This window comes from Bradyrhizobium sp. ORS 111 (assembly GCF_045571485.1).
Lineage (GTDB): Bacteria > Pseudomonadota > Alphaproteobacteria > Rhizobiales > Xanthobacteraceae > Bradyrhizobium.
Window position 1 is genome coordinate 4,682,707 of record NZ_CP120701.1, and the last position, 26,990, is coordinate 4,709,696.

22 protein-coding genes are annotated in these 26,990 nt (G+C 64.0%); 9 read left to right on the forward strand and 13 right to left on the reverse strand.

Annotated features, from left to right (window positions below; all coding sequences use genetic code 11):
• Nucleotide 1 precedes the first annotated feature (1 nt).
• Complete coding sequence (locus tag P6U30_RS21960; protein ID WP_407165004.1) at nt 2-2,149, forward strand: hypothetical protein; 2,148 nt, start codon at nt 2-4, stop codon at nt 2,147-2,149.
• 614 nt (nt 2,150-2,763) lie between these two features.
• On the opposite strand, the gene P6U30_RS21965 is transcribed toward P6U30_RS21960, so the two are convergent.
• The 7 genes from P6U30_RS21965 to P6U30_RS21995 all read right to left on the reverse strand — a co-directional run bounded on the left by P6U30_RS21965 (nt 2,764) and on the right by P6U30_RS21995 (nt 11,227).
• Complete coding sequence (locus tag P6U30_RS21965) at nt 2,764-4,236, reverse strand: amino acid permease (protein WP_407170505.1); 1,473 nt, start codon at nt 4,234-4,236, stop codon at nt 2,764-2,766.
• Between the two features lie 199 nt (nt 4,237-4,435).
• Nucleotides 4,436-4,981 carry a c-type cytochrome gene (locus P6U30_RS21970; protein ID WP_407165005.1) on the reverse strand — a complete coding sequence of 182 codons (546 nt, stop codon included), beginning with the start codon at nt 4,979-4,981 and terminating at the stop codon, nt 4,436-4,438.
• Entirely contained in the window at nt 4,968-6,245 is a 1,278-nt protein-coding gene (soxC, locus tag P6U30_RS21975; protein WP_407165006.1) for a sulfite dehydrogenase, read from the reverse strand. Before soxC ends, P6U30_RS21970 begins: the two co-directional genes overlap by 14 nt.
• A gap of 84 nt (nt 6,246-6,329) precedes the next feature.
• The gene (locus P6U30_RS21980) at nt 6,330-7,538 is read right to left on the reverse strand and encodes a cytochrome P450 (RefSeq protein WP_407165007.1); all 1,209 of its coding nucleotides are present in this window, start codon (nt 7,536-7,538) and stop codon (nt 6,330-6,332) included.
• A 75-nt stretch (nt 7,539-7,613) separates the two neighbouring features.
• Nucleotides 7,614-8,084: a DUF1801 domain-containing protein gene (locus tag P6U30_RS21985; RefSeq protein ID WP_407170506.1), complete on the reverse strand. Its 471-nt coding sequence runs from the start codon at nt 8,082-8,084 to the stop codon at nt 7,614-7,616.
• A gap of 144 nt (nt 8,085-8,228) precedes the next feature.
• Nucleotides 8,229-9,185, reverse strand: coding sequence for a catechol 2,3-dioxygenase (locus tag P6U30_RS21990; protein ID WP_407165008.1), 957 nt, complete (start codon nt 9,183-9,185; stop codon nt 8,229-8,231).
• Nucleotides 9,186-9,334: 149 nt separating this feature from the next.
• A complete protein-coding gene (locus P6U30_RS21995; RefSeq protein WP_407165009.1) occupies nt 9,335-11,227 on the reverse strand; it encodes a putative bifunctional diguanylate cyclase/phosphodiesterase in 1,893 nt (630 codons plus the stop codon).
• Nucleotides 11,228-11,676: 449 nt separating this feature from the next.
• Here P6U30_RS21995 and P6U30_RS22000 point away from each other — a divergent pair, with 449 nt between their 5' ends.
• Nucleotides 11,677-13,365, forward strand: a complete 1,689-nt coding sequence (locus tag P6U30_RS22000) for an ATP-binding protein (protein WP_407170507.1) — start codon at nt 11,677-11,679, stop codon at nt 13,363-13,365.
• A gap of 117 nt (nt 13,366-13,482) precedes the next feature.
• On the forward strand, nt 13,483-14,061 hold the full coding sequence (locus P6U30_RS22005) for a peroxidase-related enzyme (RefSeq protein ID WP_407165010.1): 579 nt from the start codon (nt 13,483-13,485) through the stop codon (nt 14,059-14,061).
• Nucleotides 14,062-14,179: 118 nt separating this feature from the next.
• On the opposite strand, the gene P6U30_RS22010 is transcribed toward P6U30_RS22005, so the two are convergent.
• Nucleotides 14,180-14,806, reverse strand: coding sequence for a ParB-like protein (locus P6U30_RS22010; RefSeq protein WP_407165011.1), 627 nt, complete (start codon nt 14,804-14,806; stop codon nt 14,180-14,182).
• A gap of 386 nt (nt 14,807-15,192) precedes the next feature.
• On the opposite strand from P6U30_RS22010, the gene P6U30_RS22015 reads away from it, so the two are divergent.
• The 6 genes from P6U30_RS22015 (at nt 15,193) to P6U30_RS22040 (ending at nt 20,041) form a co-directional block, all read left to right on the forward strand.
• The gene (locus P6U30_RS22015) at nt 15,193-15,534 is read left to right on the forward strand and encodes a hypothetical protein (RefSeq protein WP_407165012.1); all 342 of its coding nucleotides are present in this window, start codon (nt 15,193-15,195) and stop codon (nt 15,532-15,534) included.
• Between the two features lie 281 nt (nt 15,535-15,815).
• On the forward strand, nt 15,816-16,115 hold the full coding sequence (locus P6U30_RS22020) for an acyl carrier protein (protein ID WP_024582229.1): 300 nt from the start codon (nt 15,816-15,818) through the stop codon (nt 16,113-16,115).
• A 9-nt stretch (nt 16,116-16,124) separates the two neighbouring features.
• On the forward strand, nt 16,125-16,598 hold the full coding sequence (locus tag P6U30_RS22025; protein WP_407146897.1) for a 3-hydroxyacyl-ACP dehydratase FabZ family protein: 474 nt from the start codon (nt 16,125-16,127) through the stop codon (nt 16,596-16,598).
• Nucleotides 16,591-17,778: a beta-ketoacyl-ACP synthase gene (locus P6U30_RS22030; RefSeq protein WP_407165013.1), complete on the forward strand. Its 1,188-nt coding sequence runs from the start codon at nt 16,591-16,593 to the stop codon at nt 17,776-17,778. Before P6U30_RS22025 ends, P6U30_RS22030 begins: the two co-directional genes overlap by 8 nt.
• A gap of 27 nt (nt 17,779-17,805) precedes the next feature.
• Nucleotides 17,806-19,083 (forward strand): beta-ketoacyl-ACP synthase, encoded by a 1,278-nt coding sequence (locus tag P6U30_RS22035; RefSeq protein ID WP_407165014.1) that lies wholly within the window; start codon nt 17,806-17,808, stop codon nt 19,081-19,083.
• A gap of 22 nt (nt 19,084-19,105) precedes the next feature.
• On the forward strand, nt 19,106-20,041 hold the full coding sequence (locus P6U30_RS22040) for a lipid A biosynthesis lauroyl acyltransferase (RefSeq protein ID WP_407165015.1): 936 nt from the start codon (nt 19,106-19,108) through the stop codon (nt 20,039-20,041).
• Nucleotides 20,042-20,203: 162 nt separating this feature from the next.
• On the opposite strand, the gene P6U30_RS22045 is transcribed toward P6U30_RS22040, so the two are convergent.
• From P6U30_RS22045 to P6U30_RS22065, 5 genes are all read right to left on the reverse strand, one after another.
• Complete coding sequence (locus P6U30_RS22045) at nt 20,204-21,313, reverse strand: polyamine ABC transporter substrate-binding protein (RefSeq protein WP_407165016.1); 1,110 nt, start codon at nt 21,311-21,313, stop codon at nt 20,204-20,206.
• 7 nt (nt 21,314-21,320) lie between these two features.
• Nucleotides 21,321-22,490, reverse strand: coding sequence for an aminotransferase (locus P6U30_RS22050; protein ID WP_407165017.1), 1,170 nt, complete (start codon nt 22,488-22,490; stop codon nt 21,321-21,323).
• A gap of 8 nt (nt 22,491-22,498) precedes the next feature.
• Complete coding sequence (locus tag P6U30_RS22055) at nt 22,499-22,828, reverse strand: rhodanese-like domain-containing protein (protein WP_407165018.1); 330 nt, start codon at nt 22,826-22,828, stop codon at nt 22,499-22,501.
• 118 nt (nt 22,829-22,946) lie between these two features.
• Nucleotides 22,947-24,872 carry a potassium transporter Kup gene (locus P6U30_RS22060; RefSeq protein WP_407165019.1) on the reverse strand — a complete coding sequence of 642 codons (1,926 nt, stop codon included), beginning with the start codon at nt 24,870-24,872 and terminating at the stop codon, nt 22,947-22,949.
• Between the two features lie 153 nt (nt 24,873-25,025).
• A complete protein-coding gene (locus P6U30_RS22065; RefSeq protein WP_407165020.1) occupies nt 25,026-26,924 on the reverse strand; it encodes a potassium transporter Kup in 1,899 nt (632 codons plus the stop codon).
• Nucleotides 26,925-26,990 lie beyond the last annotated feature (66 nt).

A 26,990-nucleotide genomic window follows, 5' to 3' on the forward strand; every position in this document is an offset into this window, starting at 1 on the left:
GGTGACAACATTGGGGGGCATCATGATGCGGAAGAGCGTATTCCCTGGCGCAGTCGCCGGGCTGTTGTGCATGCTTGCAGCCGCGCACGCGGCGGACCAGGCAGCCAGTGACACCGGCAACACGCCGAAGACGACGTTGAGGCTCAAGGCGCCGCCTCGCGCTGAGAAGCCGTTCTTCCTGATCAACGACAACCGCGTCACCTTCTCGTCGTTCTCGAACGGCGGCGTTCCCGGCTACGCCGCGAACTCGCAGAGCTCGACGCTGGCGTTCACCCATTTCGACGCCTGGGCCTATGGCACCAACAGCTTCTCGCTGTTGATGTCGAAATACGATCACGGCGCGGCCACCGCGCCGTGCCTCGGACCCGTGCTCGCACCGACTGGACGATGCGCCGGCGGCGTCGCGGGGCAGGCGTCGATCCGCAGCACGCTCGGATGGAACGAGCTGTTCGACACCAACATCTTCTCCGCAGGCCCGCTGACCAACATCTCGTTCCTGGTCGGCAGCGACGCGCTGCTGACGAACGTCTTCACCGCGTCCAGCAACTACGACGTGCTGGCCGGCCTGCAATTCGGCTTCAAGCTGCCTTACAAGGGCTATTTCAACCTCAGCCCGATGTACTTTCAAAGGATGCAGCATGGCGCGCAGCTACATCCGCCGAGCTTCGGCGGCGCCTTGTCGATGCCGCCGCCCTATCCCGGCCTGCCCGACGGCGTGATGCACTTCTCCCCGACCTGGGGATTCGATTTCAACTACTACATGGATCTGGGCTTCCTGCCCGAGAACTTGCAGTATTTCGCGATCAGCGGGCGGGGCTCGATCCGCGGCCCGGACGGCAATGGCGGCTACGGCCCGTATCCGAGAAGCCCGCTCAGCAATCGGACTATCGCCTACGCGCTCGAACCGGTCCGCCTGACGCTCGACGCCGGCAAGCTGTTCTGGGGCGCTGACTATGCGCATCTCGTGGATATCTGGACCGCCTGGCGCTATGACCGAAACATCAGCGGCTATGCCGAGGCCTACGACACCTCCTGCGTAACGAAGGGTCACTACAACGGCAGTTGCTCCAGCAACGGTATCTATTCCGGCGTGACCGTGAAGCTGGGCGCACCCGTGCCCGGAACACCGTCGCTGTCGCCCTTCGGCACGCCGTTCTTCACCAGCGTCGACAACACCTTTACCTATGGCGTGCTGCCAAACGCGACCTCTCCCGGCGAAACCGCGAAGACCGTGAAGCAGGTCTACGCCTTCATCCACACCGATAGCTGGGCCTACGGCACCAACCGCCTCTATGCCGAAGTGCTGAAGTCCGATCATCGCGACCCCGCGTCGCCCTGCTCCGCGATCTACAGCCATCCGGCGTTCGGCACGGACGCGCCATGCGCGGGCACGATGGAGATCAACGCCTCGCTACGCAGCACGCTCGGCTTCAATGAAATCTTCAACACCACGGCCTTTCGGGCGGGATCGCTGCGCAACGTCTCGTTCGAAATCGGCGGCGACGGACGAACCACGCTGAGCTACTCGGCACCGGCCAAGGAGGCCATTGTCGCCGGTCTGCAATTCGCCTTCGACCTGCCATACAGGAGCTATCTGACCGTCGCCCCGCTCTACTATCAGGAATGGAATCACTCCGTTTATGCGTACCCCAACAATGCCGGCAACAGCCCGTACGGCGTCGGTCTCTACGGCAGGCCGCCGTACTACGGCCTCATGCCGCCAGGCTATACCGGAACGATCGACGGCAACCTGCACTACAACCCGACCTGGGCGCTCGAGGTCGATTACGGCAGCGAGCTCGATTTCCTGCCCGAGAGCCTGCGCTACTTCTCGGTGAGCGGACATGTCGGCATCTACGGGCCAAAGGGCACCGGCGCCTACGGTCCCTACAGCCTTCCGCCGAGTTGGAACACCGAGACGGAGATCAACGCCGAACCGATCCGCCTGAGCTTCGACGCCAGCAAGGCGCTGTGGGGTGAGAAATACGCCCACTTCGTCGAGGCCTTCGTGGCGTACCGCTACTGGCAGAACAAGTTCGGGCTCGACGGCAGCAACCCCGCCAACGGCATCTGCTTCTTCGCCAACGGCACGAGCAACAAGAGCTGCACCGAACGGACGGTCTATGCCGGCGTGACCATGAAGTTCTAACTGACGGCGGCGGGTCCCTAGGGACCGCCGGCTCACACCTAGTGGCAGGTGTCTCCTCGCTAAGCGCGCGGCAGCATCTTCGCGAGGACGGTGACAACCAAGCCCAGTCTCGCCGGGGCGAGCACGTATAAGCCGTAACCCATCGCGCAGGGAAAGCCGGAGTGTTTTCCGGTTACACCTGTGGTCCTACCCCCGCCCATGGGTGCGATCGGCACCCGGCTTTCCCTGCGCCCTCTCTGTTCAAGAGAGGGCGAAACGAGAAGCAAAGCTCGGACGAATCACGTCGCTAGAATGCAAATCTATGGCTCGCCAGCGGTGCAATACACTCGCCGTCGTCCCGGCGAAGGCCGGGACCCATAACCCCGAATGCATGTTGTTATGCACCGTCTGGAACGACGAGTCTCGTTCACAACACAAGCCGCGGCGTATGGGTCCCGGCCTTCGCCGGGACGACGCGATGGAGCGAGCCGCAGCCTCTCATTTCAGTCGCTGGCGTCTCTGGAATACTGGGTCACCCGCATACGCGGGTGATGACAGCAGCACGCTGTTTGACAATCAAAGCCGAAATTGGTGTGTGCGCAGGGACGCAGTGTGGGTGACGCCCACAGATCGGCCTAGCCCTCACCGCTGGCGCGCAGCCGGCTGTGGCGTCGGCCGTAGACCGCGTAGATCGCGAGCCCGATCACCAGCCACACCACGAGCCGGATCCAGGTGTCGAGCGGCAGGCCGAGCATCAGGAACAGCGACGTCACGGCACCCGCGGGCGCCACCAGCCAGATCGCCGGCGCCCTGAACGGGCGCGGCAAATCGGGATCGCACAGGCGCAGCACCAGCGTGCCGATCGAAACCACCATGAACGCAAACAGCGTGCCGATGCTGACGAGCTCACCAACCAGACCGATCGGCAGCAGACCGGCGAGGATCGCGGCGACCACACCGGACACGATGGTCGAGACGTAGGGCGTCTGGAAGCGCGGATGGATTTTTGCGGCGACCGCCGGCAGCAGGCCGTCATGCGCCATCGAGCGGAAGATCCGCGGCTGCGCCAGCAGCATGATCAGGATCACCGAGGTCAGCCCGAACAGGATTCCGAGCTTAATGAACGGACCGAGCCAACGGACGCCGACGGTGTCGATGCCGACCGCGATCGGGTCGGGCACGTTCAGCCGGTCGTACGGCACGATGCCGGTCAACACGAAGCCGACGGCGACATAGAGCGCGGCGCAGATGACGAGCGAACCGAGAATGCCAATCGGCATGTCGCGCTCCGGCGTCTTCGCCTCCTGTGCCGTGGTCGAGACCGCGTCGAAGCCGATATAGGCGAAGAACACCACGGCCGCACCGCGGATCACGCCGGACCAGCCAAAGGCGCCCGGGCCGGCATTCGGCGGGATCAGCAAGCCATCCGGATTGCTCGCGGTGACCCAGTTCGCGGTCGTCACCGACGACGCTGTGGTAGCGAGGAACAGCGCGATGACGATCAGCTTGAGCACAACGATGAAGCTGGTGAAGCGCGCGGATTCGCGGATGCCGATCACCAGGAGCGTCGTGATGAAGGCGATGATCGCCATCGCCGGTATGTTGATGATCGCGCCGGTCGAGGACCATCCGCCGGTGTTGACGTCATAGGCGAGCGGCGCCGAGGTCAGTTGCGGCGGCAGGTTGATGCCGAAATCGCGCACGAAGCTGACGAAATAGCCGGACCAGCCGACCGACACTGCAATCGCACCGACCGCGTATTCGAGGATCAGGTCCCAGCCGATGATCCAGGCGATCAGCTCACCGAGCGTCGCATAGGCATAGGTATAGGCGCTGCCGCAGATCGGCACGGTCGACGCCATCTCGGCGTAGCACAGCCCGGCAAAGGCGCAGGCAACGGCGCCCAGCGCGAAGGAGATGGTGACTGCTGGGCCGGCATTCGCGGCTGCCGCGTGGCCGGTCAGCACGAAGATGCCGGCGCCGATGATGCCGCCGATGCCGAGGCTCACCAGTTGCAATGCCGAGAGCGAGCGTTTGAAGCGTGGCGCCTCCGCGTCGCCAACTGCCTGAACTGCCTCCTGCAGCAGCTCGGCCGTCGATTTCCGCATCCAGACGTCGGTCAAATCACTCACCTCCGCCGTCGCCCCGTCAAGGTCCGACACGATCTCCGCAACTATAACGCGTTAGACGCAAAGGCGTTCAAACAAGCGGCAGCGAACGGCGCGTTTATCCACCGTCGCGAACGATGCACGGTGCCAAGGCGCACCGGCGGCTGTCGAAGCCGCCGGGCGCTGGGTTGAACGACCGTCAGTGGTTATGCACGTCGGGCCGTGGATCGCTGACGAAGCCGTCGCGGTTCGGCATCTTGATCGCGGCAAGCGACTTGGCGTCGAGCACGGCGTCGGCCGGCACGATGCCGTTGAGGCTGAGGATGTAGGCGGATACCGCGTAGACATCCTCGTTGCTCAGCGACTGCGGCGCGTTCTGCGGCATGGCGCGGCGGATGTAGTCGAACAGCGTCGGGGCGTAGGGCCAGTAGCTGCCGACGGTGCGGATCGGCTTGGGGCTCGCGAGCGTGCCCTGTCCGCCGACCAGACGATCGCCGACGCCGCCCTGCCCGTTGTCGCCATGACAGGCCACGCATTGCTCGCTGAACACCACGCGCCCGCGCTCGGCGCTGCCGCTGCCTGGCGGCAGGTTGGAGCCGTCACGACCGATATCGATATTCCAGCCGGCGATCTCGGCCGGCGTCGGCGGCCGGCCGATACCGTAGCGCTCCTCGGCCTGCGCAGCAAAACCGATCGCGGCGATGGCGCCCGCCAGCAGCGCGACCTTGAGATCAAGCCTGCGCATTGCTCACCTCGCCGTTCGCGTCGATCCGCCAGGGCCAGATCGCATTGTTGTGGTAGAAGGAGTTGACGCCACGCACCGCCACCAATTCAGCAAGCGTCGGCTGCATGTAGCCGGTCTCGTCGATGGCGCGGCTCTGGATCACCGCGGGCGCTCCATCCCAATGCCAGGGCAAGCGGAAGCGCGTCAGCGCCCGCGTCAACACCGGCTCCTGCAGCACGGCGTCCTGCCAGGTCTTGCCGTCATCGACCGACACCTCGACCCGCTTGATCTTGCCATGGCCGCTCCAGGCAAGCCCCGTGATCTCATGGAAGCCCTTGGTGGTCAGCTTCTGCCCACCCGAGGGCCGCGTGATGATCGATTTGGCTTCCATATAGAAGGTGAATTCGCGTGCCGTGCCGTTGGGCATCGGGTCGGTATATTTCGAGGTCTCCTCGCGCGAATAGGCGGGCTCGGCCACCACCTTGAGCCGGCGCAGCCACTTCACGTTCATGTTGCCTTCGAAGCCGGGCAGCAGCAGACGCAACGGATAGCCCTGCTGCGGGCGCAGCCGTTCGCCGTTCTGGCTGTAGACCAGCATCGCGTCGTCCAGGCATTTCTCGATCGGGATGCTGCGGGTCAGCGCGGCCGCGTCGGCGCCCTCGGCCACGATCCATTTTGCGCCGGCCTGCAAGCCGGCCTCGTTCAGCACCGTCTTCAGCGGCACGCCGGTCCATTCGGCGCAGCTCAGGAGGCCGACGAGGTCCGATGCCGTTCTGCCGTAAGGCTTGGTGTAGACCGGGTTGCCGGAGCACTCGAGGAAATGGATGCGCGACTGCGACGGAAAGCGGCGGATGTCGTCCATCGTGAACACCAGCGGACGATCGACCATGCCATGCAGCATCAGCCGATGCTCGGCCGGATCGATGGTCGGCACGCCGCCATGGTGCCGCTCGTAGAACAAACCGTTCGGCGTGATGATGCCGTCGAGCTCCTGCAGCGGCGTGCGGCCCGAGCCAGAGATGTATTGCGTCAGCGTCTTTGAGATGTTCTTGATGACGCCCTTCTCATGAACCGAAGGGGTGCCGTAGGGCTGGCTTCCCATCGGATCGCCGGGCGCCTTCATCCATTCGGGGACGTTGGGTGGAAGATTGCTCCCGCCCTCGGCAAGCGCGCTCGAACCGCCCAGCCCCGCCACCGCGGAGCCACCGGCCAACGCTGCACCCGCCTGCAGGAAATGCCTGCGGGACGCCTCCCGCACGCGCTTGTCCGTCGTCTGTTCGCTCATCGACGTTTCCCTCTGACATTCGTGTCGCGGCGCAGCCTAACACCGAACGCCAGAGGTCAAGCAACGATCCCGTCGCATACCCCATCAGCCGCCGGCGACGACCGGCAGTCTGTCGATCGCGCGAATGCCCGGACGGCCGCGCCAGCGGACGTGCTCAGGCTTGACCGCAAGCTGCAGGCGGGGCCACCGGGTGAACAGGGACTGCAGCGCGCAAGCCGCCTCGATTCGCGCGAGCTGGTGTCCGAGACAGAAATGGATTCCGGTCCCGAACGAGACGTGCCGGTTCGGCCGGCGCTCGAGATCCATCCGTTCAGGGTGCTCATGCGCGGTCGGATCGATGTTGGCGGCCGCAATCATCGCCATCACGCGATCACCCTTCTTCAGCCTGACGCCACCGAGCTCGACATCGCGCCTGACATAGCGCGGCTTGGTGAACTGCACCGGCGACACGAAGCGCAGGAATTCCTCCACCGCGAGGCCGATGCGGCTCCAATCGGCCGCGAGCCAATCGCGCCGCGCGGGATCCCGCAGCAGTTCGAACACCGATCCGCTGATCAGATGCGTCGTGGTCTCGGAGCCGGCGCCGAGCAACAGGAACATCATCGAGACCATCTCGTCGGGCGTGATCCGGCCGCCCTCCTTCTCAACCTGCACCAGCTCGGCGATCAGCCCCACACCACCGCTCTCGCGGACCGACTGCAATTGCTCCGCGAGATACCGCCGCATCTTCGACAGCGAGCCCATCATGCGCAGGAAGCTGATCGGGCCCCTGAGCTGCGTCATCGCATTGGCCCAGGCGATGAATTTCGGTCGGTCGGCCGTCGGCAGCCCGAGCAGCTCGCAGATCACCGATACCGGCACGATGCGCGCATAGCGCTGAACGAGATCGGCCGGGCTTCCGGCTGCGAACAGCTCGTCGGCCAGGCGATCGGCGATGGCGCGGATATGCGGCTCCATGTCGAGCACGGCGCGGCGGCGAAAGGCCTCATCGACGATGCTGCGCAGACGCGTATGGTCGGGCTCGTCCATCGTCAGCATGTTGTTGGCGACGGTGGCGATCGACTTCGGCATCCACCAGCGCAAACCGGCGACCTCGCCATCCTCCTTGCGGAGTGTGAAGGTCGTGCTGTCCTTCAACATTTCCGAGGCCGTCTCATAGGTGGTCGTCAGCCAGACTCGCCCGACAATCGGAAATTTCACTTCGACGAGCTGCCCGTGAGCACGCAAAGCGGTGATGCCGGCGGCGGGATCTCTGTTGAAGGTCTCACTGGAGAAGTCGGGTTGCGACGCCATGGCGCCACCTCGTGCTGCCGTTCGGGCCTCCGAGACATGGTGAGGAACGCAGCGCCCGCAAGGCCGCAGCGCCACTTACATTCGTTCGCCCGGCAGTTGACTGGCTTGCTTGACCCAGGCGGCGAACTGGGTTTCGTCCAACTCGTCGCTCTCGTGGATGTTGAGGTAGCGCGTATCCGGCTGCTTGGATTCGCCCGGCGGGACAGGACGCAGCGATGCGCCGCGGAAAAACGCCACTTTGACGTAATTCGTGAAGGTGTGAATTCCGAGAAACCAGCCTTGACCTTCCATGCCGTAAAGCGGCGAGTTCCATTTCACCGCTTTGTGCACGCTGGGCACGGTGCGCGAGATCAGCGCGTCGAGGCTGCGTCCGACGTCGCGTTTCCAGCCTGGCATCGCCGCGATATAGGCCTGCACGGGAGCGTCGCCCTCACCCTTCGGAATCTGGGGATTGCCGCCCGCAAGGAGACGCGGCTTTGCAGCACTCCGTTTGGCGGGGACTTTCCTTGCGATCTTCGCCGATCCCTTCGACGTCTTGCCTTTCATTGTGTCGATCCTCTCGAACCAGACCATGTCGATCATGCGTCAGACACTATAGCCATCGACCGCTTGTGGTCGCGGCGGCGTATCGACGCGTTTCGCAATCGGCGCCGTGTAGGAGGCCTGCGATGCCGGATCGCGAGCTGCGTCTCAGCGCTGCACGGGTGGCGTGCCGTGGGTGTGGAACGATTCGATCGTCTTCAAACCCCAGGCCTGTCCCTTCTTGCGCTCATCCTCGGTCCACACGATCGGCTTCCAGTCCGGCGCAAGGATCAGGCGCGCGCCGGCATTGGCGACCTCGACACGGTTGCCGCCGGGCTCGTAGACGTAAAGGAAGAAGGTCTGCTGGATCGCGTGCTTGTGCGGCCCGGTCTCGATGTGCACGTCGTTCTCGAGAAAGATATCGGCAGCGCGCAGGATCTCCTCGCGGCTGTCGAGCGCGTAGGTGACGTGGTGGAAGCGGCCGGATACGCCGTAGTGATCGCGCGTATAGGCGAAGTCGTAGCTCTTGTTCGACATCGTCATCCACATCGCGGCTTCGCTGCCGTCATTCAGCACGATCTGCTCGGTGGTCCGGCAACCGAGATAATTTTCGAAGAACAGACGATTGGCCTTGATGTCGACCGCGAGGCAGTTGAGATGATCGAGCCGGCGGACATTGACGCCGCGCGCCGGAAAGCGCTGCGCCTGATTCTTCAGCGCGGGCTTCAGCTCGGCAGGCGCCTCGTACCACTCGGTCTCGTAATAGAGTTCGATGACGTGACCATCGGGATCGCGGCAGCGGAATGCCGGCCCCTGCCCCATGTCGTCGTCGACCCAGCCGATATCGAAGCCGGAGCCCTTCAGGGCGGCGACGCGGCGCTCGAGCGCCTGCGGGCTGCGGGCGCGCAACGCCATGTGCTCCATGCCCGAGGTCTTCGATGCCGTGAGCTTGAGCGAATAACGTTCATAGTCGTCCCAGCCGCGCAGGTAGACCGACTCGCCTTTCCGGCCGCTGACGGTCATGCCCATGACACCGACAAAGAACTTGAGGCTCTCGTCCGGCTTCGGCGTCAGCAGCTCCGTATGGCCGAGATGAGCGAGATCGAAGATCGGTTCGGGCTGCACGAGGCGACCTCCTTCGGCGGCGACGCCAGATCGACGGCGCAAGACATCGCCGCGACGTGATCAGCGCGCAATTTGCACTAAGTGTACAAGGGATCAGGTCTCGTCAACAAGATAGTGGGTGCCGGCCGGTACCACGCCAAGACCCGCCGTCAGGCGACCGAAGCCACATCCTCGCGGTGCGACGACAGCAGCTTGCGGATCTCGGCCGCCGGCACCGGACGGCTGAACAGATAGCCCTGCATTTCGGTGCAGCCGAGGATGCGGAGCATGTTGCGCTGCTGCTCGGTCTCGACGCCCTCGGCAGTGGTCGTCATGTCGCTGGCGGCGGCAATGTTTACGACCGCCTGGACGATCGTCGAGGACGCACCAGCGCCGGCGAGATCCTTGATGAAGGCGCGATCGATCTTGATCTTGTCGAACGGGAACCGCTGCAGATAACTGAGCGAGGAATAGCCGGTGCCGAAATCGTCCAGCGCGATCCGCACGCCGAGCTCGCGCAACTGGTGCAGGATATCGAGCGCGGCATCGTCGTCGCGGATCAGCACCGCCTCGGTGATCTCGAGTTCGAGCCGCGAGGCCGGGAGCCCCGAAGCCGCAAGCGCGGCGGCGACGTTCAGCGCCAGCGTCTGGCTCTTGAACTGAATCGGAGATACGTTGACCGCGACGTGAACGTGGTCGGGCCAGTTCACCGCCTCGCGGCATGCGCTATTAAGCACCCAGTGCCCGAGATCGTTGATCAAGCCGGTCTCCTCGGCGACCGGAATGAAATCCGCCGGCGAGATGGTGCCGCGTTCGGGATGACGCCAGCGCAACAGGGCTTCGCAGCAACTGACCTGGCCGGCCTCGAGATGGAGCAGCGGCTGATAGTGGAGCTCGAAGCCGCCATCGGCGATGGCCCGGCGCAACTCGAGCTCGAGACTGCGCCGCGCCTTGGCGCGCGCATCCATGCCGGCCTCGAAGAACCGGTAGGTGCGGCGGCCGTCGCTCTTCGCCCCGTACAGCGCGAGGTCAGCGTTGCGCAGCAACTGATCGAGTTCGAGGCCGTCGGCGGGCGCCATCGCAATCCCGACGCTGGCGTCGGTGGTGATCAGATGCCCGACGCAATCGATCGGCTCGCGGATCGTCTGATAGATCGCAGCCAGAAGCTGCATGGTCTCGGTGTGGCTGTGGATCGCGGTCTGGATCACGGCGAACTCGTCACCGCCGAGCCGGGCCGCGACGTCGGTATCCTTCAGGCAGGAGCGCAGGCGGTCGGCGATCGCCTTGAGCAGCTCGTCGCCGATCTGATGGCCAAGCGCGTCGTTGACGCTCTTGAACTCGTCGATGTCGATGTACATGACGGCGAGCTGCTCGCCCGGCCGGATCGCCTTCAGCGCCTGCTCCAGCCGCTCCCGGAACAGCACACGGTTAGGCAGATCGGTCAGCGCATCATAGTGCGCCATATGGGCGATCTTCTCGTCGGCGCGGGTGCGCTCGGTGATGTCCTCGATCGTCGCCACCCATCCGCCCTGAGGCAGCGGCTTGTTTACGATCTCGATTGCACGCCCGCCCGGTGCCTCCGTGAGCTGACGCGTTGCCTTGCCGAGCGCCACATTGCGGATGATGGCATTGCAGAATTCGTCGACGTCACCGTCGAACGATCCGGTCTCCTGGCGGTGCGCGATCAGCCGCTGCATCGTGCAGCCTGGCTTTGCGATGTCAGGCGAGAGGCCGAACATCTCGAGGTAAGTCCGGTTGCAGATGATGATGCGGGCCGACGCATCGTAGAGGACGAGCCCCTGCGGAATGTTGTTCACCGCGGTCGAGAGATTGCGGCGCTCGACGGCGAGCCGCTCATCCGAGATCTGATGTCGCTTCAACACCAGGAAGACAATGACGCCCAGGATCACGACCGCCGCCATCAGCAGCCCTTCGCGCGCGCTCCAGCTCGCCGTCGCGCTCCCAAGCAGGCTGCCCACCAACAGGCCGGCGCAGAACGCAAGCCCCTTGGTCGAGCCGCTCTCGACATTTCCTGGCGTCGGATAGCGATCCTCGATGCTCACGCTGGTCTCCCCGAGAGACCGCATCGTTACGCGCGACAAATGGAGAGCGCGTTACAAGTCGCAGTTAGCAATCGGTTACACGATACCGAGAATCGGCGTGGCAGAGCACGCAGCGCGCCGACGACCATGATCCGCAGAATGCGCTCGTTGAACATGGTAAATCCGACCTTAACGGAAACACTGCGAAACAATTGCAGCCCGTCGCAAAGCGAGGATTTCTTCCCGGAAACCAAGCCGCTTCATCGCACTTCATCGCGCTACGAGAACAAATCGTCACTGCGAAGCAGTAGATTTAGCCGATCCGGAACCACGACGATTTAACGGATTGTCCAATCCCGTCCCGGCATATTGGTCCGGACGTTTAATTTTTTCGGAACAACCAGGCCACAACAGTGACATCCTTCGGACGTGTGATCTCTGTGCGCGGCTCGCAGGCCCGGGTCGGGCTGATGGCCACCGGCCAGATGCCGCTTTCGGAAATGCGTGCGACTGTCGGCCGGTTCGTCAGCGTCCGTTGCGCAAGCTCGGTCATCGTCGCCATGATCACCGAAGTCTCGTGCGAGGACCTGCCGCCCTCCGACACCTACATAGCCACCGCCTCGGTCGACCTGCTCGGCGAGATCCTCGGCGGCGAACGCCCCAAGTTCCAACGCGGCGTCACTCACTATCCGACGATCGGCGACGGCGTCGAGCTGATCACCAACCAGGAGCTGCGCACGGTATACGCGCCGAGCGGCTCGGACCAGATCAATGTCGGCACGCTGCAGCAGGATCGCTCGGTGATTGCCTACGTCGATGTCGAGGAAATGCTCTCCAAGCACTTCGCGGTGCTCGGCTCGACCGGCGTCGGCAAGTCGACCGGCGTGTCGCTCCTGCTCAACGAGATCCTGAGATCGCGGCCGAATCTGCGCATCTTCCTACTCGACGTCCACAACGAGTACGGCCGCTGCTTCGGCGAGCGCGCGCAGGTGCTCAACCCGCGAAACCTGAAGCTGCCGTTCTGGCTGTTCAACTTCGAAGAAATCGTCGACGTGCTGTTCGGCGGGCGACCGGGCGTGCCCGACGAGCTCGACATCCTCGCCGAAGTGATTCCGCTCGCAAAGGGCATCTATACTCAATATCAGAGCTCCGACCGGGTCGGCCTCGGGTTGAAGCGCGTTGACCCCAAGCAGGTCGGCTACACCGTGGATACGCCGGTGCCCTATCGCCTCGTCGACTTGATCTCGCTGATCGACGAGCGCATGGGCAAACTGGAGAACCGCTCCTCGCGCATCATCTATCACAAGCTGATCTCGCGCATCGACACCGTGCGCAACGATCCGCGCTATGCGTTCATGTTCGACAACGCCAATGTCGGCGGCGACACGATGGCTGAAGTGATCAGCCATTTGTTCCGCCTGCCGGCCAACGGCAAGCCGATGACCATCATGCAGCTCGCCGGCTTCCCGGTCGAAGTCGTCGATTCCGTCGTGTCGGTGCTGTGCCGCATGGCGTTCGATTTCGGCCTGTGGAGCGACGGCGTCTCGCCGATGCTGTTCGTCTGCGAGGAGGCGCATCGCTACGCTTCCGCTGACCGCAACATCGGGTTTGGCCCGACCCGCAAGGCAGTGTCGCGCATCGCCAAGGAAGGCCGCAAATACGGCGTCTATCTCGGCCTCATCACCCAGCGTCCGGCCGAGCTCGACGCCACCATCATCTCCCAGTGCAACACGCTGTTCACGATGCGTCTTGCCAACGACCGCGACCAGGCGCTGCTGCGCTCCGCGGTGTCGGACGCCGCCGCCAACCTGCTGTCGTTCGTGCCCTCGCTCGGCACCCGCGAGGTGCTGGCGTTTGGCGAAGGCGTGGCGCTGCCGACACGCCTGCGCTTCAAGGAAGTTCCGCCGCACCAGGTGCCGCGCGGCGAAGCCACCATCGCCACGGTGCCGTCGGTCACCGCCGGCCATGACATGCATTTCGTCAGCGCCGTGCTGGAACGCTGGCGCGGCGCCACTTCGCATCGCGACGCGCTCGGCGATTCCGGCGCCAACGACCGGGCGCCGCCGCGCTCACTCGCTCCGGCGGAAGCCCCGCTGCTCCAGCCCTCCCTCGGGCTCGATCCGGATCGCTTCTCGCTGCTGAAGAAGCCGCTGCGCTAGCGCGCCGTCATGCGTCAACAACGGCCGCGGCAGCGGACCGATGCGCCTTGCACCGAGGCGATCATCCACTATGGTTTCGGATGACGCCGCATTCCTGCGGCATGCCGGAACCACCTCATGACCCAGCCGACCGCAAAACGCTTTCCCACGCCTGCCCTCGACAAGCTCCCCGACGATATCCGCACACGCATCCTGGCGGTGCAGGAGAAGTCCGGTTTCGTGCCGAATGTCTTCCTGTCGCTGGCCTATCGCCCCGACGAATTTCGCGCGTTCTTCGCCTATCACGACGCGCTGATGGAAAAGGACAGCGGGCTCTCCAAGGCCGAGCGCGAGATGATCGTGGTGGCGACCAGCGCTGCCAACCAGTGCCAGTATTGCGTGATCGCCCATGGCGCGATTCTGCGCATCCGCGCCAAGAACCCGCTGATCGCCGACCAGATCGCAGCCAACTACCGCAAGGCCGATATCACGCCGCGGCAGCGCGCGATGCTCGATTTCGCGATGAAGGTGAACCGCGCGGCCGAGGAGGTCTCGGAAGCCGACTTCGCCACCCTCACCGCTCACGGCTTCAGCGACGACGACATCTGGGATATCGCCGCGGTCGCGGCGTTCTTCGCGCTCTCGAACCGGATGGCCAACGTCACCGCAATGCGTCCGAACGACGAGTTCTACATGCTCGGGCGGCAGCCGAAGTAGAGTTCGCGCTGGCGGACTGGAGCGGGATCATCCCGCGTCGCGGCGGAGCCGTCCTGGTCGAAGGCTCGGCGGCGCCGCATGCGCCGGCCGGATCCGGCGCCGCGCACGCCCAGGTTGATCAGTCGTCCGATGCCGGCCCGCACCAACCCGGCAGATAGACCGCATCCTTGCTGCGTCCGAGCGCCAGTCCCTTCTCCAGCGCCCTGTCGAAATTGTTCTCCACCGTCTTTCGCGGAATGTGCCGGCGCAGGAAATCCGCCCACAGGAATTCGCTGAACGGCGTCGTATCCTTGGCGAAGCCGCCCGCCCGACGCATCTCGCCGGCCAGGCTGCGGAACGGATCGTCCTTCAGATCCTTGATCGTCTTCGGAATATCCTTGAAATGCCGCCGTTCGCCCTTGGCGTCGTAAGGATAGACCCAGCGCTTGTTGTCCATCACGCCCCAGAACACGTCGCGCTCGACCATCGTGAGGTCGCCGATCACCGTGACCAGGATGTCCTTCACGCCCTCTTCGTGCAGCGCACGTGCCATGTGATGGTGATCGACCACGTAATACCGATCATCCGGTCCATGGACCACGGGGATCATATGCTTGCCGAGCAGTTCCGCCCGCTTCTTGTCGGAGGCGTGCTCGCGCCAGCGCTTTCGCTTCTCCTTCACCTCGTGCATGCCGACCGTCATCTGGGTCGGCCGCAGCGACAGGATCGGTACCGGCTTGACGTAGGGCTCGCGCGTATGGGCCATGATTTCTGCTCCCCTTGGCCGGCATCACCAGCCGGGTTCCACTATGGCATGATGTCTCGGCCGAGCGAAAGGCCGGCCTCGCGATTTGGCCGCAACGCGGTGGACGTCGAAGCCATCGGCGAAGCTCGGCTGCACCGTTTCGGGAAAGGGACGGCATTGCAACGCAAACTGTGCATCCGCGAAAATCATCCGCCCTTTCCGGCATCCGCGCCAGCTATCGCCCGCTGAGATTCCCGCCGCCGGCGATCGTCAACTCAGGATCGGCGACGGCCGGTTCCACGCCAGGGGTCGACACATCAATACCACCTCTGCGAGCACTAAGATTTTAGGTGAGGAGCGCGACGAACGTGCTACATATTGGCTGCGACGCGACCGGACTAACAGCAGTGAAAACGCAGCGGCCAATCACCTCGGATGAGGAGCACGTGGTGCTCAAATTCCGGCCGCGTACCTCTGCACAACCGCCGGGCAAGCACCAGGAGCCGACCCGGCCGGTCCGTCCGGCGTCGGTTGCCAATGATTTGTCCCGCTACGAGAAGCCGCGCGAGGAGCCGGACGACTTCCGCCAGCGCATGCTTGCCAACGTCGCCGCCTTCGCCTTCACCGTGGCGCTCACCGCGATCGGGATCTGGCTCGCCGTGAGCATCGCCGACCTGCGCAAGACCCAGGACTGCGTTCTGATGGGCCGGCGCGACTGCGCGAAGATTTCGGTGATGCCGCGAAGCTAGTGCATGATCCGGAAAGGCGTGAAGCGGCTTCCCTCGAGAGCGTTCAAACAAGGGCCCAAGCGCGATGACGCTTCCATGCAATCTCATCGCGCCTCGCGCTGGCCGGAACCCCTGCCCGAAAAACAGCCCACTGCCGGGTCGGCCAGCTCCATTGAACTAACGGCCCCGCTCCGATATACGGGCACACGACTCCGGCAACAAAACTAGGGGAGGCTGGGGCGACGCATCCGCTTTCTCCGAAGCCGCTCCGGAATTACCCCCAATATATCAAAGGCTTAATGATGTCCTCCACATTCGAGCAGATCGCCAACATTATCGCGGAGACCTGCGATATTCCGCGCGACACGATCAAGCCGGAGAGCCATGCGATCGACGATCTGGGAATCGACAGTCTCGACTTCCTGGACATCGCCTTCGCCATCGACAAGGCATTCGGAATCAAGATGCCGCTCGAGAAGTGGACCCAGGAGGTCAACGATGGCAAGGCAACCACGGAGCAGTACTTCGTGCTGAAGAACCTCGCCGATCGCATCGACGAGTTGGTCGCGGCCAAGAACGCGGGCACGGGCACGGGCTCGTAATCGCCCGCCATGCAGCTTGACACTTTTCAGCTCATTGACCGGATCGTCGACCTCAACCTCGACGCCAAGACGATTACGGTCGAAGCGCAGGTTCCGGCGACGCACAGCATTTTCCAAGGGCATTTTCCGGGTTTCCCCATCATGCCCGGGGTGCTGCTAACCGAAGCGATGGCGCAGAGCTCGGGATGGCTCTTGCTCGGCCTGTTGAAGTTCGAACGCATGCCGTTTCTCGCAATCGTAAAGGAAGCGAAGATGCGGGGCTTCGTCAGCCCCGGTCAGCTCTTGACGATCGATGCAAAGCTCGAGCACGAAGGCTCAGGCTTCGCGGTCACGAAGGCCAAAGGCCGCGTCGGCAAGGACTTGAAGTGCAGCGCTGAAATAACCTTCGGCCTTACACCCTTCCCCGATCCCGCCCTCCGCGTCCACATGGATGCGATGGCCAACAAGATCGGATTCCCGCTGCAGGCAATTGCCCATGGCTGAGCCGAAAGAAGTCTGGATCACAGGAATTGGTCTGCTGTCCTCGCTTGGCGAGGGGTTGGACGCGCATTGGGAGGCACTGGCCGCCAAGCGCGTCAACGTCGATGAGCAGCGCATCGCGCCTTACGTGATCCACCCGATCGCCCCGGTCAGCTTCGACGCCCAGATCCCCAAGAAGGGCGATCAACGCCAGATGGAGATGTGGCAGCGCATCGGCACCTATGCGGCCGGCCTTGCGCTCGACTCCGCCGGCGTCAAAGGCAATCAGGAAATCCTGTCGCGGATGGACATGATCATCGCGGCCGGTGGCGGCGAGCGCGATCTCACGGTCGACCTGGCGATCATGAATGCCGACGCGCAAGGCAACTTGCCGTCCGGCGCCATCAACGAGAAGCTGATGAACGAGCTGCGGCCGACGCTGTTCCTGGCGCAGCTCTCCAACCTGCTCGCCGGCAATATCGCGATCGTCCACGGCGTGTGCGGCACCTCGCGCACCTTCATGGGCGAGGAAGCCTCGAGCATCGACGCGGCGCGCAACGCGGTCGCCCGCATCGGCGCCGGCCAGAGCGACATCGCATTGGTCGGTGCCGCCCACAATGGCGATCGCGGCGACCTCTTGATGCTCTATCAATTCGGCGGTTTCAGCCTGAAAGACCGGTATGTGCCGGTCTGGGCCCGCAAGGACAAGCCGGGCTTCGCCATCGGTTCGGCCGGCGCATTCCTGGTGATGGAATCGCGCGAGCATGCCGAAGCCCGCGGCGCGAAGCCCTACGCCAAGTTGACCAAGGTGGTGGCCGATCTCGCCCGGCGCAAGGAATCCGGTGCTCTGACACGATCACTGGAGGCGATGTGGCCGCAGCTCGGGGTCAACGACGAGCATACGGTCCTGATCACGGGAGCGACCGGTGCCGAACCCGCCACCGCGGAAGAGCGCGCCTTCCTGAGCGAACATCCCGGCCTCGCAGTACGGGCCACCGGGACGACCTTCGGCCATTTGGTTGAAGCGCAGTTTCCGCTTGGGCTGGCGCTCGCCGCATTGTCGATCTCGCGTGGAGCGCTCTACCCGGCCAACGATCCGACCGGGTTCGAGGTTGAAAAGGCGGATGCACCAACCCAGATTGTCGTCATGGGGGCCGGTCACTACCAGGGCGAAGGCATGGCGCTGGTCGAGGCCGTCAAGTAGGTCTGGCGCAGCACCGACGGGGAAACCATGACAGCACCACGCGATAAATTCGGCCGGCCGATCGTTGTCGTGACCGGCATGGGAATCGTGACCTCGCTCGGCGCGGGCAAGACGGACAACTGGAAGCGACTGACGGCGGGCGAATCCGGCATCAAGACCGTAACGCGCTTCCCGATTGACGGCATGAAGACGACGATGGCCGGTGCGGTTGATTTCGTCACGGTCGATCCGTTCTCGTCGACCAGTCTTTCCGAACGCCTCGCGGTGATGGCCACGGAGGAAGCGCTCGAGCAATCCGCTATCGGCAGCAAGGGCGATTTTCCCGGTCCTCTGTTTCTGGCCGTTGCCCCGATCGAGACCGAATGGCCGCAACGGCTGGAGGTCGCGCGCGCCGTCGAGACCAAGGATTTCGGACTGGTCGAGTATCTGGCTGCCTGCGGCAGCGGCAAGTTCACCAGTTTCCATCGCCGATTCACCTTCGGCTCCGTCGCGCTCCATCTCGCGGAAACCTTCGGCACCAAGGGGTCGCCGATTTCGCTGTCGACGGCCTGCGCGTCCGGTGCAACCGCGATCCAGCTCGGCGTCGAGGCGATCCGACGCGGTGAGGCCGACGCGGCGCTGTGCATCGCAACCGACGGTTCGGTCAATCCGGAAGCCATGGTGCGCTTCTCGCTGCTGTCGGCCCTTTCAACCCAGAACGATCCGCCACAGAGTGCCTCGAAGCCGTTCTCCAAGAACCGCGACGGTTTCGTGATGGCCGAAGGTGCCGGCGCGCTCGTGCTCGAAAGTTACGACGCAGCGATGGCGCGTGGCGCAACCATCCTCGGCGTCGTCGCCGGCTGCGGCGAACTCACCGACTCCTTCCACCGCACGCGTTCGAGCCCGGACGGCAAGCCCGCGATCGGCTGCGTGCGCAAGACGCTTGCCGATGCGGGCATGGAGCCGAACCAGATCGACCACATCAACGCGCACGGCACATCGACGCCGGAAAACGACAAAATGGAATATCTTGCGACCGCGGCGGTGTTCGGCGAGCACACGCCCAATATTCCGGTGTCGTCGAACAAGTCGATGGTAGGCCACACCATCTCGGCAGCCGGCGCCGTCGAGGCGATCTTCTCGCTGCTCACGCTCGAGCATCAGCGGATTCCGCCGACCATCAATTACGAAGTGCCTGATCCGGCAATTCCGTTCGACGTGGTCGGCAACAAGGCACGCGACGCGCGCGTCACCGCCGTGATGTCGAACTCGTTCGGTTTCGGCGGGCAAAATGCCTCGCTGATCCTGACGCGCGAACCCGCCTGAGCCCACGCTCTCGCTGCGCGCGATGAACCGCCTGCTCCTTCGCACCAGGGCGCGCCTTCGCGATGCCGCGAAGCCGATAACCGAGGCTGCGGTCGGCGCGCTGACGATCGGACTGTTGCGGGCCACACGCTATTTCGATCCGGACAAGACGGCGGACTTCTTCGGCCGGGCCGCCCATTTCATTGGCCGCAGGTTGCGCGAGGATCGCATCGGCCGCGAGAACCTCAGGGCGGCGTTCCCGGAAAAGTCGCCGGAGGAAATCGAGACGATCCTTGCCGGCGTCTGGCATAATCTCGGCCGTCTCGGCGCCGAGTTCGTCCATCTTGATCACATCTGGGACTACGACATCGATCACCCGGAGAAGTCCAGCCGGATCGAAGTCTCGCCTCGCAGCAAGGAGCTGTTCGATCAGCTCCGCGACGACGGCAAACCGGCGCTGTTCTTCGCCGCTCATCTCGGCAACTGGGAGCTTCCCGCGCTTGGCGCGGTGGCCCACGGGCTCGATGCCGCGATCCTGTTCCGCCGCCCGAATATCGAATCCGCCGACCGCGCCATCGAGCGCATCAGGGCGGTCAAGATGGGAACGCTGATCCCTGCCGGCCGAAACGCACCGCTACGGCTCGGACAGGCGCTGCAGAGCGGCCAGCACGTTGCGATGCTGGTCGACCAGTACCTCACCAACGGCGTTCCGGTGACCTTCTTCGGCCGCAAGACGACGGCCAATCCGCTGCTGGCGCGTCTGCGCCGCCAGGTCGACTGCCCGATCCACGGCACCCGCATCATCCGCCTGCCCAACAACCGATTCCGTGCCGAACTGTCGGAGGAAGTGAAGCCGGTGTTCGATGCATCCGGCCAGATCGATATCCAGGGCACGATGCAGGCGGTCACCGACGTCGTCGAGGGCTGGGTTCGCGAATATCCGGATCAGTGGCTCTGGCTGCACCGGCGCTGGCGATAAGGCTAAACCTTTGACACCGTCATTGCGAGCCAACGGGTCGCACGAACGCGCGCCCGATGACAGGCCCCGCGAAGCAATCCATCTGGCCGTTTGCCGAACTATGGATGGCTTCGTCGCTAGCGCTCCTCGCACATGACGGTGTACGTCGCGCCGACGAGAACGTCACCGTCCCGTCTTCACCCGGGTCCACAGCCGGTTGATGATCCGCTGGGTCGCGGGATCGCGCGCCGTAATCACGAACAGTTGCTTCTGCATCGCCTCGTCGGGATAGATATCCCTGTCGTTGATGATCTTGGGATCGATCAGCTTCTGGCTCGCCAGATTGCCGTTGGCGTAGGACAGGAAGTTCGAATTCTTCGCCGCGACCTCCGGCCGGTAGAGGTAGTTGATCAGCGCGTAGGCCTCCTCGACATTCTTCGCGTCCGCCGGGATCGCGAGATTGTCGAAGAACATCTGCGCTCCCTCCTTCGGGATCGTGTAACCGATCTCGACGCCGGTCTTGGCCTCCGCGGCGCGGCTGCGCGCCTGCATGATGTCGCCCGACCATCCGACCACGAAGCAGATTTCGCCCGAGGCCAGCGCGCTGAGATATTCGGACGAATGGAATTTGCGCACATAGGGCCGGATCTTCATGACGAGCTCGGCGGCCTTCTCGAGGTCCGCCTGCTTGGTCGAATTCGGATCGAGCCCGAGATAGTTCAGAGCCGCCGGCAGGATATCGTCGGGGGAATCCAGCATGTGGATCCCGCAATCCCTGAACTTGGCGAGGTTCTCCGGCTTGAACACCATCTCCCAACTGTCGATCTTGGCGTCGGGCCCCAGGATCTGCTGCGCCTTCTTGACGTTGTAGCCGATGCCGGTGGTGCCCCACATGTAGTTGGCGCCATACGTATTGCCGGGGTCATAGGTCGCAAGCTGCTTGGTCACCACGGGCCACGCATTGGCGAGGTTGGGCAGCTTCGACTTGTCCAGCGGCAGAAGCACCTTCGCAGTGATCTGACGCTGCAGGAAATAGCCGGTCGGCACGACGACGTCGTAGCCCGATCTGCCGGCGAGCAAGCGGGTCTCAAGCGTCTCGTTGGCGTCGAACGTGTCGTAGACGACCTTGATGCCGGTTTCCTTGGTGAAGTCCTCCAGAACCCCGGGCGCGATATAGTTCGACCAGTTGTAGAAGTTGACCGTGCGCTCTTGCGCATGGACGGAGACGGACAACAGCAAAGCCGCGGCGACGACACCGATCAGGCACACGTGACGGCGACTCTGCTCTCGCATTCCGAGCTTACCTCCTGCGGCTGTGGACCGCATCCGACAGACGCTCCAACGCCGCATCGAGCGTGGCGTCCTTCTTGGCGAAACAAAAACGCACGACCGAGGTCACCGCGTCCTGTTCGTAGAATGCCGACACCGGGATCGCCGCCACCTTGTAGTCCTTGACGATACGCCAACAGAACTCCGCGTCGGTCTCGTTGAGGCCGAGCGGCGACAGGTCCACGGTGAGGAAATAGGTTCCCTGCGACTTCAGCACTGGAAAGCCGAGGCTTTCGAGCCCCTTGGTCAGGCGGTCCCGGCTCCGCGCCATATCCTTGCGCATGTCCAGGAAGTAATCGTCGGGCTTGTTGAGGCCGTAGGCCACGGCCGCCTGAAGATTTGGTGCGGTCGTGAAGGTGAGGAACTGGTGCACCTTCGCTGCGACCCGTAACAGCGGCGGCGCAGCGCAAACGAAGCCGATCTTCCATCCCGTCAGCGAGAAGATCTTGCCGGCGCTGCCGACCTTGATCGTGCGGTCGCGCATGCCCGGGATCGTGATCAGCGGGATGTGCTCGCGTCCGTCGAACACCACGTGCTCCCAGACCTCGTCGCAGATCGCGACGCTGTCGAACTCCTGGCAGAACCGCGCGAGCAGTTCGAGGTCCTCACGCGGATAGACCACGGCCGCCGGATTGAGCGGGTTGTTGAACAGTACCGCCTTTGTCTTGTGACTGAAGGCGCTTCTCAGCATGTCCTCATTGAGCCGCCAGTGCGGCGGCTCGAGACGCAGCAGCCGCGGAATGCCGCCGGCCTGGCGGATGATCGGCAGATAGGAATCATAGACCGGCTGAAACACGATCACTTCGTCGCCGGGCTCGACGACGGCGAGGATCGCGGAGGTCAGCGCTTCGGTGCCCCCTGACGTCACCATCACCTCGGTCATTGGATCGAGCGCGAGGCCATGCCAGCGGCCGTAGTGCGAGGCGATCGCCTGACGGAGCTCCGGAATGCCCATCATCGACGGATACTGGTTGTAACCATTTACCGAAGCGTCCGCGGCGGCGCGGCGGATATCCTCCGGCCCGGGATCGTCGGGAAAGCCTTGTCCGAGATTGATGGCGTTGTTGTCGCGGGCGGCCTGCGACATCGCCTCGAAGATCGTGACTGGAAGGTCTGCGAAGACCTTGTTCATGGAGGTCATGTCGAGGATCAGCCGCCCGTCCTGGTGGGCAATCCCGCAGCCTTCCAGCCGATGATGCCGCCGGCCAGATGCTTGTCGTAAGGCAGGCCGGCCGCCTGGGCGGCTAGCGAGGCTGTCACCGAGCGTTTGCCGGAGCGGCAGGCAAACACCACTTGCTTGCCCTGTGGGTCCGGAATCGCGCCCGGGTCGAAGGTCGACAGCGGCACGACAACACCATCGGGATAGGCCTCGACGGCGACCTCATTCGGCTCGCGGACGTCGACCAGGAGATAGCGACCTTCCGCTACGCCCTTCGACACCTCGTCCGGAAACAAATCTTGCACCTTGTGGTCCGCCACGGAAAAATCCTCCCGACATCAGAATGGCCGGCTGCGCGCCCCGCCGGTCCGGGCCGCAAAGTCGCCTCTCGCGCTGAGAAAATCAAGCGCCCAAAACGGGTTACGGCCCTGCGTTGAGCTAGATCGTGACCTGGGTGCCGACCTCGACCACCCGCCCGGTCGGGATCTGGAAATAGTCGGTGGCATCGTTGGACGCGCGGCTCAAGGCAATGAACAGATGGTCCTGCCAGCGCGGCATGCCGGAATGGGCGGCCGGCTTCAGCGCGCGGCGGGACAGGAAGAACGACGTCGACATGATGTCGAACTGCCAGCCGAGCTTGCGAGCGATCGCCAGCGTCTTCGGCACGTTCGGCGATTCCATGAAGCCGAACTTCAGCGTCACCTTGGAGAAGGTTTCGCTCAGTTGCTCCATCCGAACCCGCTCGGAAGGATCGATGCGCGGCGTCGGCGCGGTTTCGATGGTGAGGATGACGTTCTTCTCGTGCAGCACCTTGTAGTGCTTGAGGCTGTGCATCAGCGCGGTCGGCGCGCTGACGGGATCGCTGGTCAGGAACACGGCAGTGCCGGAGACCCGCTGCGGCGGCCGCTTTTCCAGCATCGCGACGAGATCGGCGAGCGGGAATTCCAGCTTGCGCGACTTCTCGAACAACAGCCGGCTACCGTGACGCCAGGTGTACATCACGATGATCATGGCGCCGCCGAGCGCCAACGGCACCCAGCCGCCCTCGAATACCTTCAGGAGGTTGGCCGCAAGGAAAGTGAGATCGAGGAACAGGAACGGCGCGACCAGCGCGGCGGCCGCAATCGGTGACCACCTCCAGACCCGCCAGATCACGACAAAGCCCATCATCGCCGTCACCACCATGGTGCCGGTCACGGAGATGCCATAGGCCGAGGCGAGCGCGCTTGACGAACGGAACATCAGGACCAGCACGATGACCGCGATGAACAGCATGCGGTTGATGCGCGGCATATAGATCTGCCCGGAATGCGCTTCCGAGGTGTGGCGGATTTCGAACCGCGGCAGCAGGCCCAACTGGATCGCCTGGCGCGTCAGCGAATAGGCACCGGTGATAACCGCCTGGCTCGCGATCACCGTCGCTATCGTTGCAAGCGCGACCATGGGGATCAGCGCCCAGTCCGGGAACATCAGGAAGAACGGGTTTTCGATCCCCTTGGGGTTGCCGATCAGAAGCGCCCCCTGCCCCAGATAGTTCAGCGCCAGCGACGGCAGCACGATGAACAGCCAGGCGGTCTGGATCGGGCGTTTGCCGAAATGCCCGAGATCGGCATAGAGCGCCTCGGCGCCGGTCACGGCAAGGAAGACCGCGCCGAGTGTGATGAAGCCGATCACGCCGTGATGCAGCATGAACGACACCGCGAGGGCCGGATTGAAAGCGTACAAGACTTCCGGATGCCGCACGATCTGCGGCAGCGCCGCGATCGCAATCAGCGCGAACCACACGCACATCACCGGGCCGAAGAACGCCGCGACGCGGGCCGTGCCGCGCGACTGCACCGAGAACAGCACGACCAGGATGATCACCGTGATCGGAACGACATAGGGATCGAAGGTCGCGGTGACGAGCTTGATGCCTTCGATCGCCGACAATACCGAGAGCGCCGGGGTGATGACGGCGTCGCCGTAGAACAATGCGCCGCTGATGATGCCGAGCAGCACGATCACGGCGCCGCCCCTGGTCGCGGCACGTTGCGCCAGCGCCATCAGCGCCAGCGTCCCGCCCTCGCCGTTGTTGTCGGCCCGGAGCAGGATCACGACGTATTTCAGCGTGACGACGATGATCAGCGCCCACAGGATCAGCGAGATCACGCCGAGCACAGCATGGGCGGTCACACCCGCTTCACCGCCGCTCGCCGCGACGACAGCCTCGCGTAACGCGTACAGCGGGCTGGTGCCGATGTCGCCATAGACGACACCGATGCTGCCGAGCATCAGCGCCTTGAAGCCCGCAGTCGAATGCGCCTCGCCATGCCCATTGGCCGCGGGCGTTTCCGCCGCGGTGATCGCACTCTCGGATGACATGGGAAGCCGTGCCTCTACCTTCTACCGCACCGCACAATACAAGGCGGGGGCTATACTCCCGGCCGGAATGCATAGGTTAGCCCGGATTCAGGCCCCGGCTATGCATTTCATGCATGGATCGGTGCGCGTTTATCTCCGATTACTATAGCAGCATCAGATAGTTACCTGAGTACCGACTTCAACGACCCGTCCGGTGGGGATCTGGAAATAGTCGGTGGCATCGTTGGCCGACCGGCTCATCGCAATGAACAGGTGATCCTGCCACTGCGGCATGCCGGATTGCGCCGCCGGCTTCAACGAACGGCGCGACACGAAGAACGAGGTCGCCATGATGTCGAACTGCCAGCCGAGCTTGCGGGCGATCGCCAGCGCCTTCGGCACGTTCGGCGACTCCATGTAGCCAAAGCGCAGCCGCACGGTAGAAAACTTGTCACTGATCTTCTCCATGTTCACCCGCTCGGAGAGATCAACGCGCGGCGTCGGCGCGGTCTCGATGGTTAGGATCACGTTGTGCTCGTGCAGCACCTTGTTGTGCTTGAGATTGTGCAGCAGCGCGGTCGGCACGAAGTTCGGGTCGCTGGTGAGGAATACCGCCGTGCCTTTCACGACATGGGGCGGCCGCTTCTCCAGGCTGTGGATCAGATCGCGCAGCGGCACCTCGGTGCGGCGGGTCTTCGCCACCAGGATCGCGGCGCCGCGCAGCCAGGTCCAGATCATGATCGCGACAGTCGCGCCGAACAGCAGCGGCACCCAGGCGCCCTCGAGCAGCTTCAGCAGGTTGGCGCTGAAGAAGGTCATATCGATGATCACGAACGGCAGGATCAACGCTGCCGCCGACGCCATGCGCCAATTCCACAATTTCCAGATCACGATGAAGCCCATGATGCCGTCGGCGACCATAGTCGTGGAGACCGCGATGCCGTAAGCGGAGGCGAGCCCGCTCGAGGTCCGGAACAGCAGCACCAGCAGCAGCACGCCGATCAGCAGCAGGCGGTTGACGCGCGGCAAATAGATCTGGCCGGCATGGGTCTCCGAGGTGTAGCGGACCTCGAAGCGCGGCAGCAGCCCGAGTTGCACCGCCTGGCTGATCAGCGAATAGGCGCCGGTGATGACGGCCTGGCTTGCGATCACGGTCGCTACCGTCGCGAGCACCACCAGCGGCAGCAGCAGCACATCCGGCACCATCCGGTAGAACGAGTTCTCGATCGCGGCCGGGTCGGACAGCACCAGCGCGCCCTGCCCGAAATAGTTCAGCAGCAGCGACGGCAGCACGAAGAACAGCCAGCCGGACTGGATCGGCTTGCGCCCGAAATGCCCGAGGTCGGCGTACAGCGCCTCGCCGCCGGTCACCGCGAGGAACACCGCGCCCAGTGTCACCAGGCCGATGGTGCCGTGGGTCAGCACGAACTGGACCGCGTAGTACGGATTGATCGCCGCCAGCACCGACGGATTGTCGGAGATATGCGCGAGCCCCATCGCCGCCAGCGTGGCGAACCACACCACCATCACCGGCCCGAAGGCGGAGGCGACCCGCGCGGTGCCGCTGCTCTGCACCGAGAACAGCAGGACGAGAATCACGATCGTCAGCGGCACCACATAGTGCTCGAGATGCGGGGTGGCAAGCTTAAGGCCTTCGACTGCCGACAGCACCGAGATGGCCGGCGTGATCATGGAATCGCCGATGAACATCGAGGCGCCGATCACGCCGAGCACCAGCAGCGGCCAACTCCGGCTTCCGATCGCGCGCTGGCCGAGCGCCATCAAGGACAGCGTGCCGCCCTCACCGTTATTGTCGGCGCGCAGCAGCAGCAGCACGTATTTCGCGGTGACGACGGTGAACAGCGCCCACAGAATCAGGCTGAGCACGCCGAGCACCATGATGCGGGTGACCGGCTGCCCGTGCGCGGCGCCGCCGACCGCCTCGCGGAATGCGTAGAGTGGCGAAGTTCCGATGTCGCCGAACACCACGCCAATGCTGCCCAACGTCAGGGCCCAGAAGCCCGAGGTGCCTTGCCCCTCTTGGGCTTCGGTGGATGAGACGCTGACAGCCATGGCGAGGTTGGAACGCTCGATCGGTTGATTTGATCCGCGCGGCTATCGACGCTTCCGTCGCGCGTG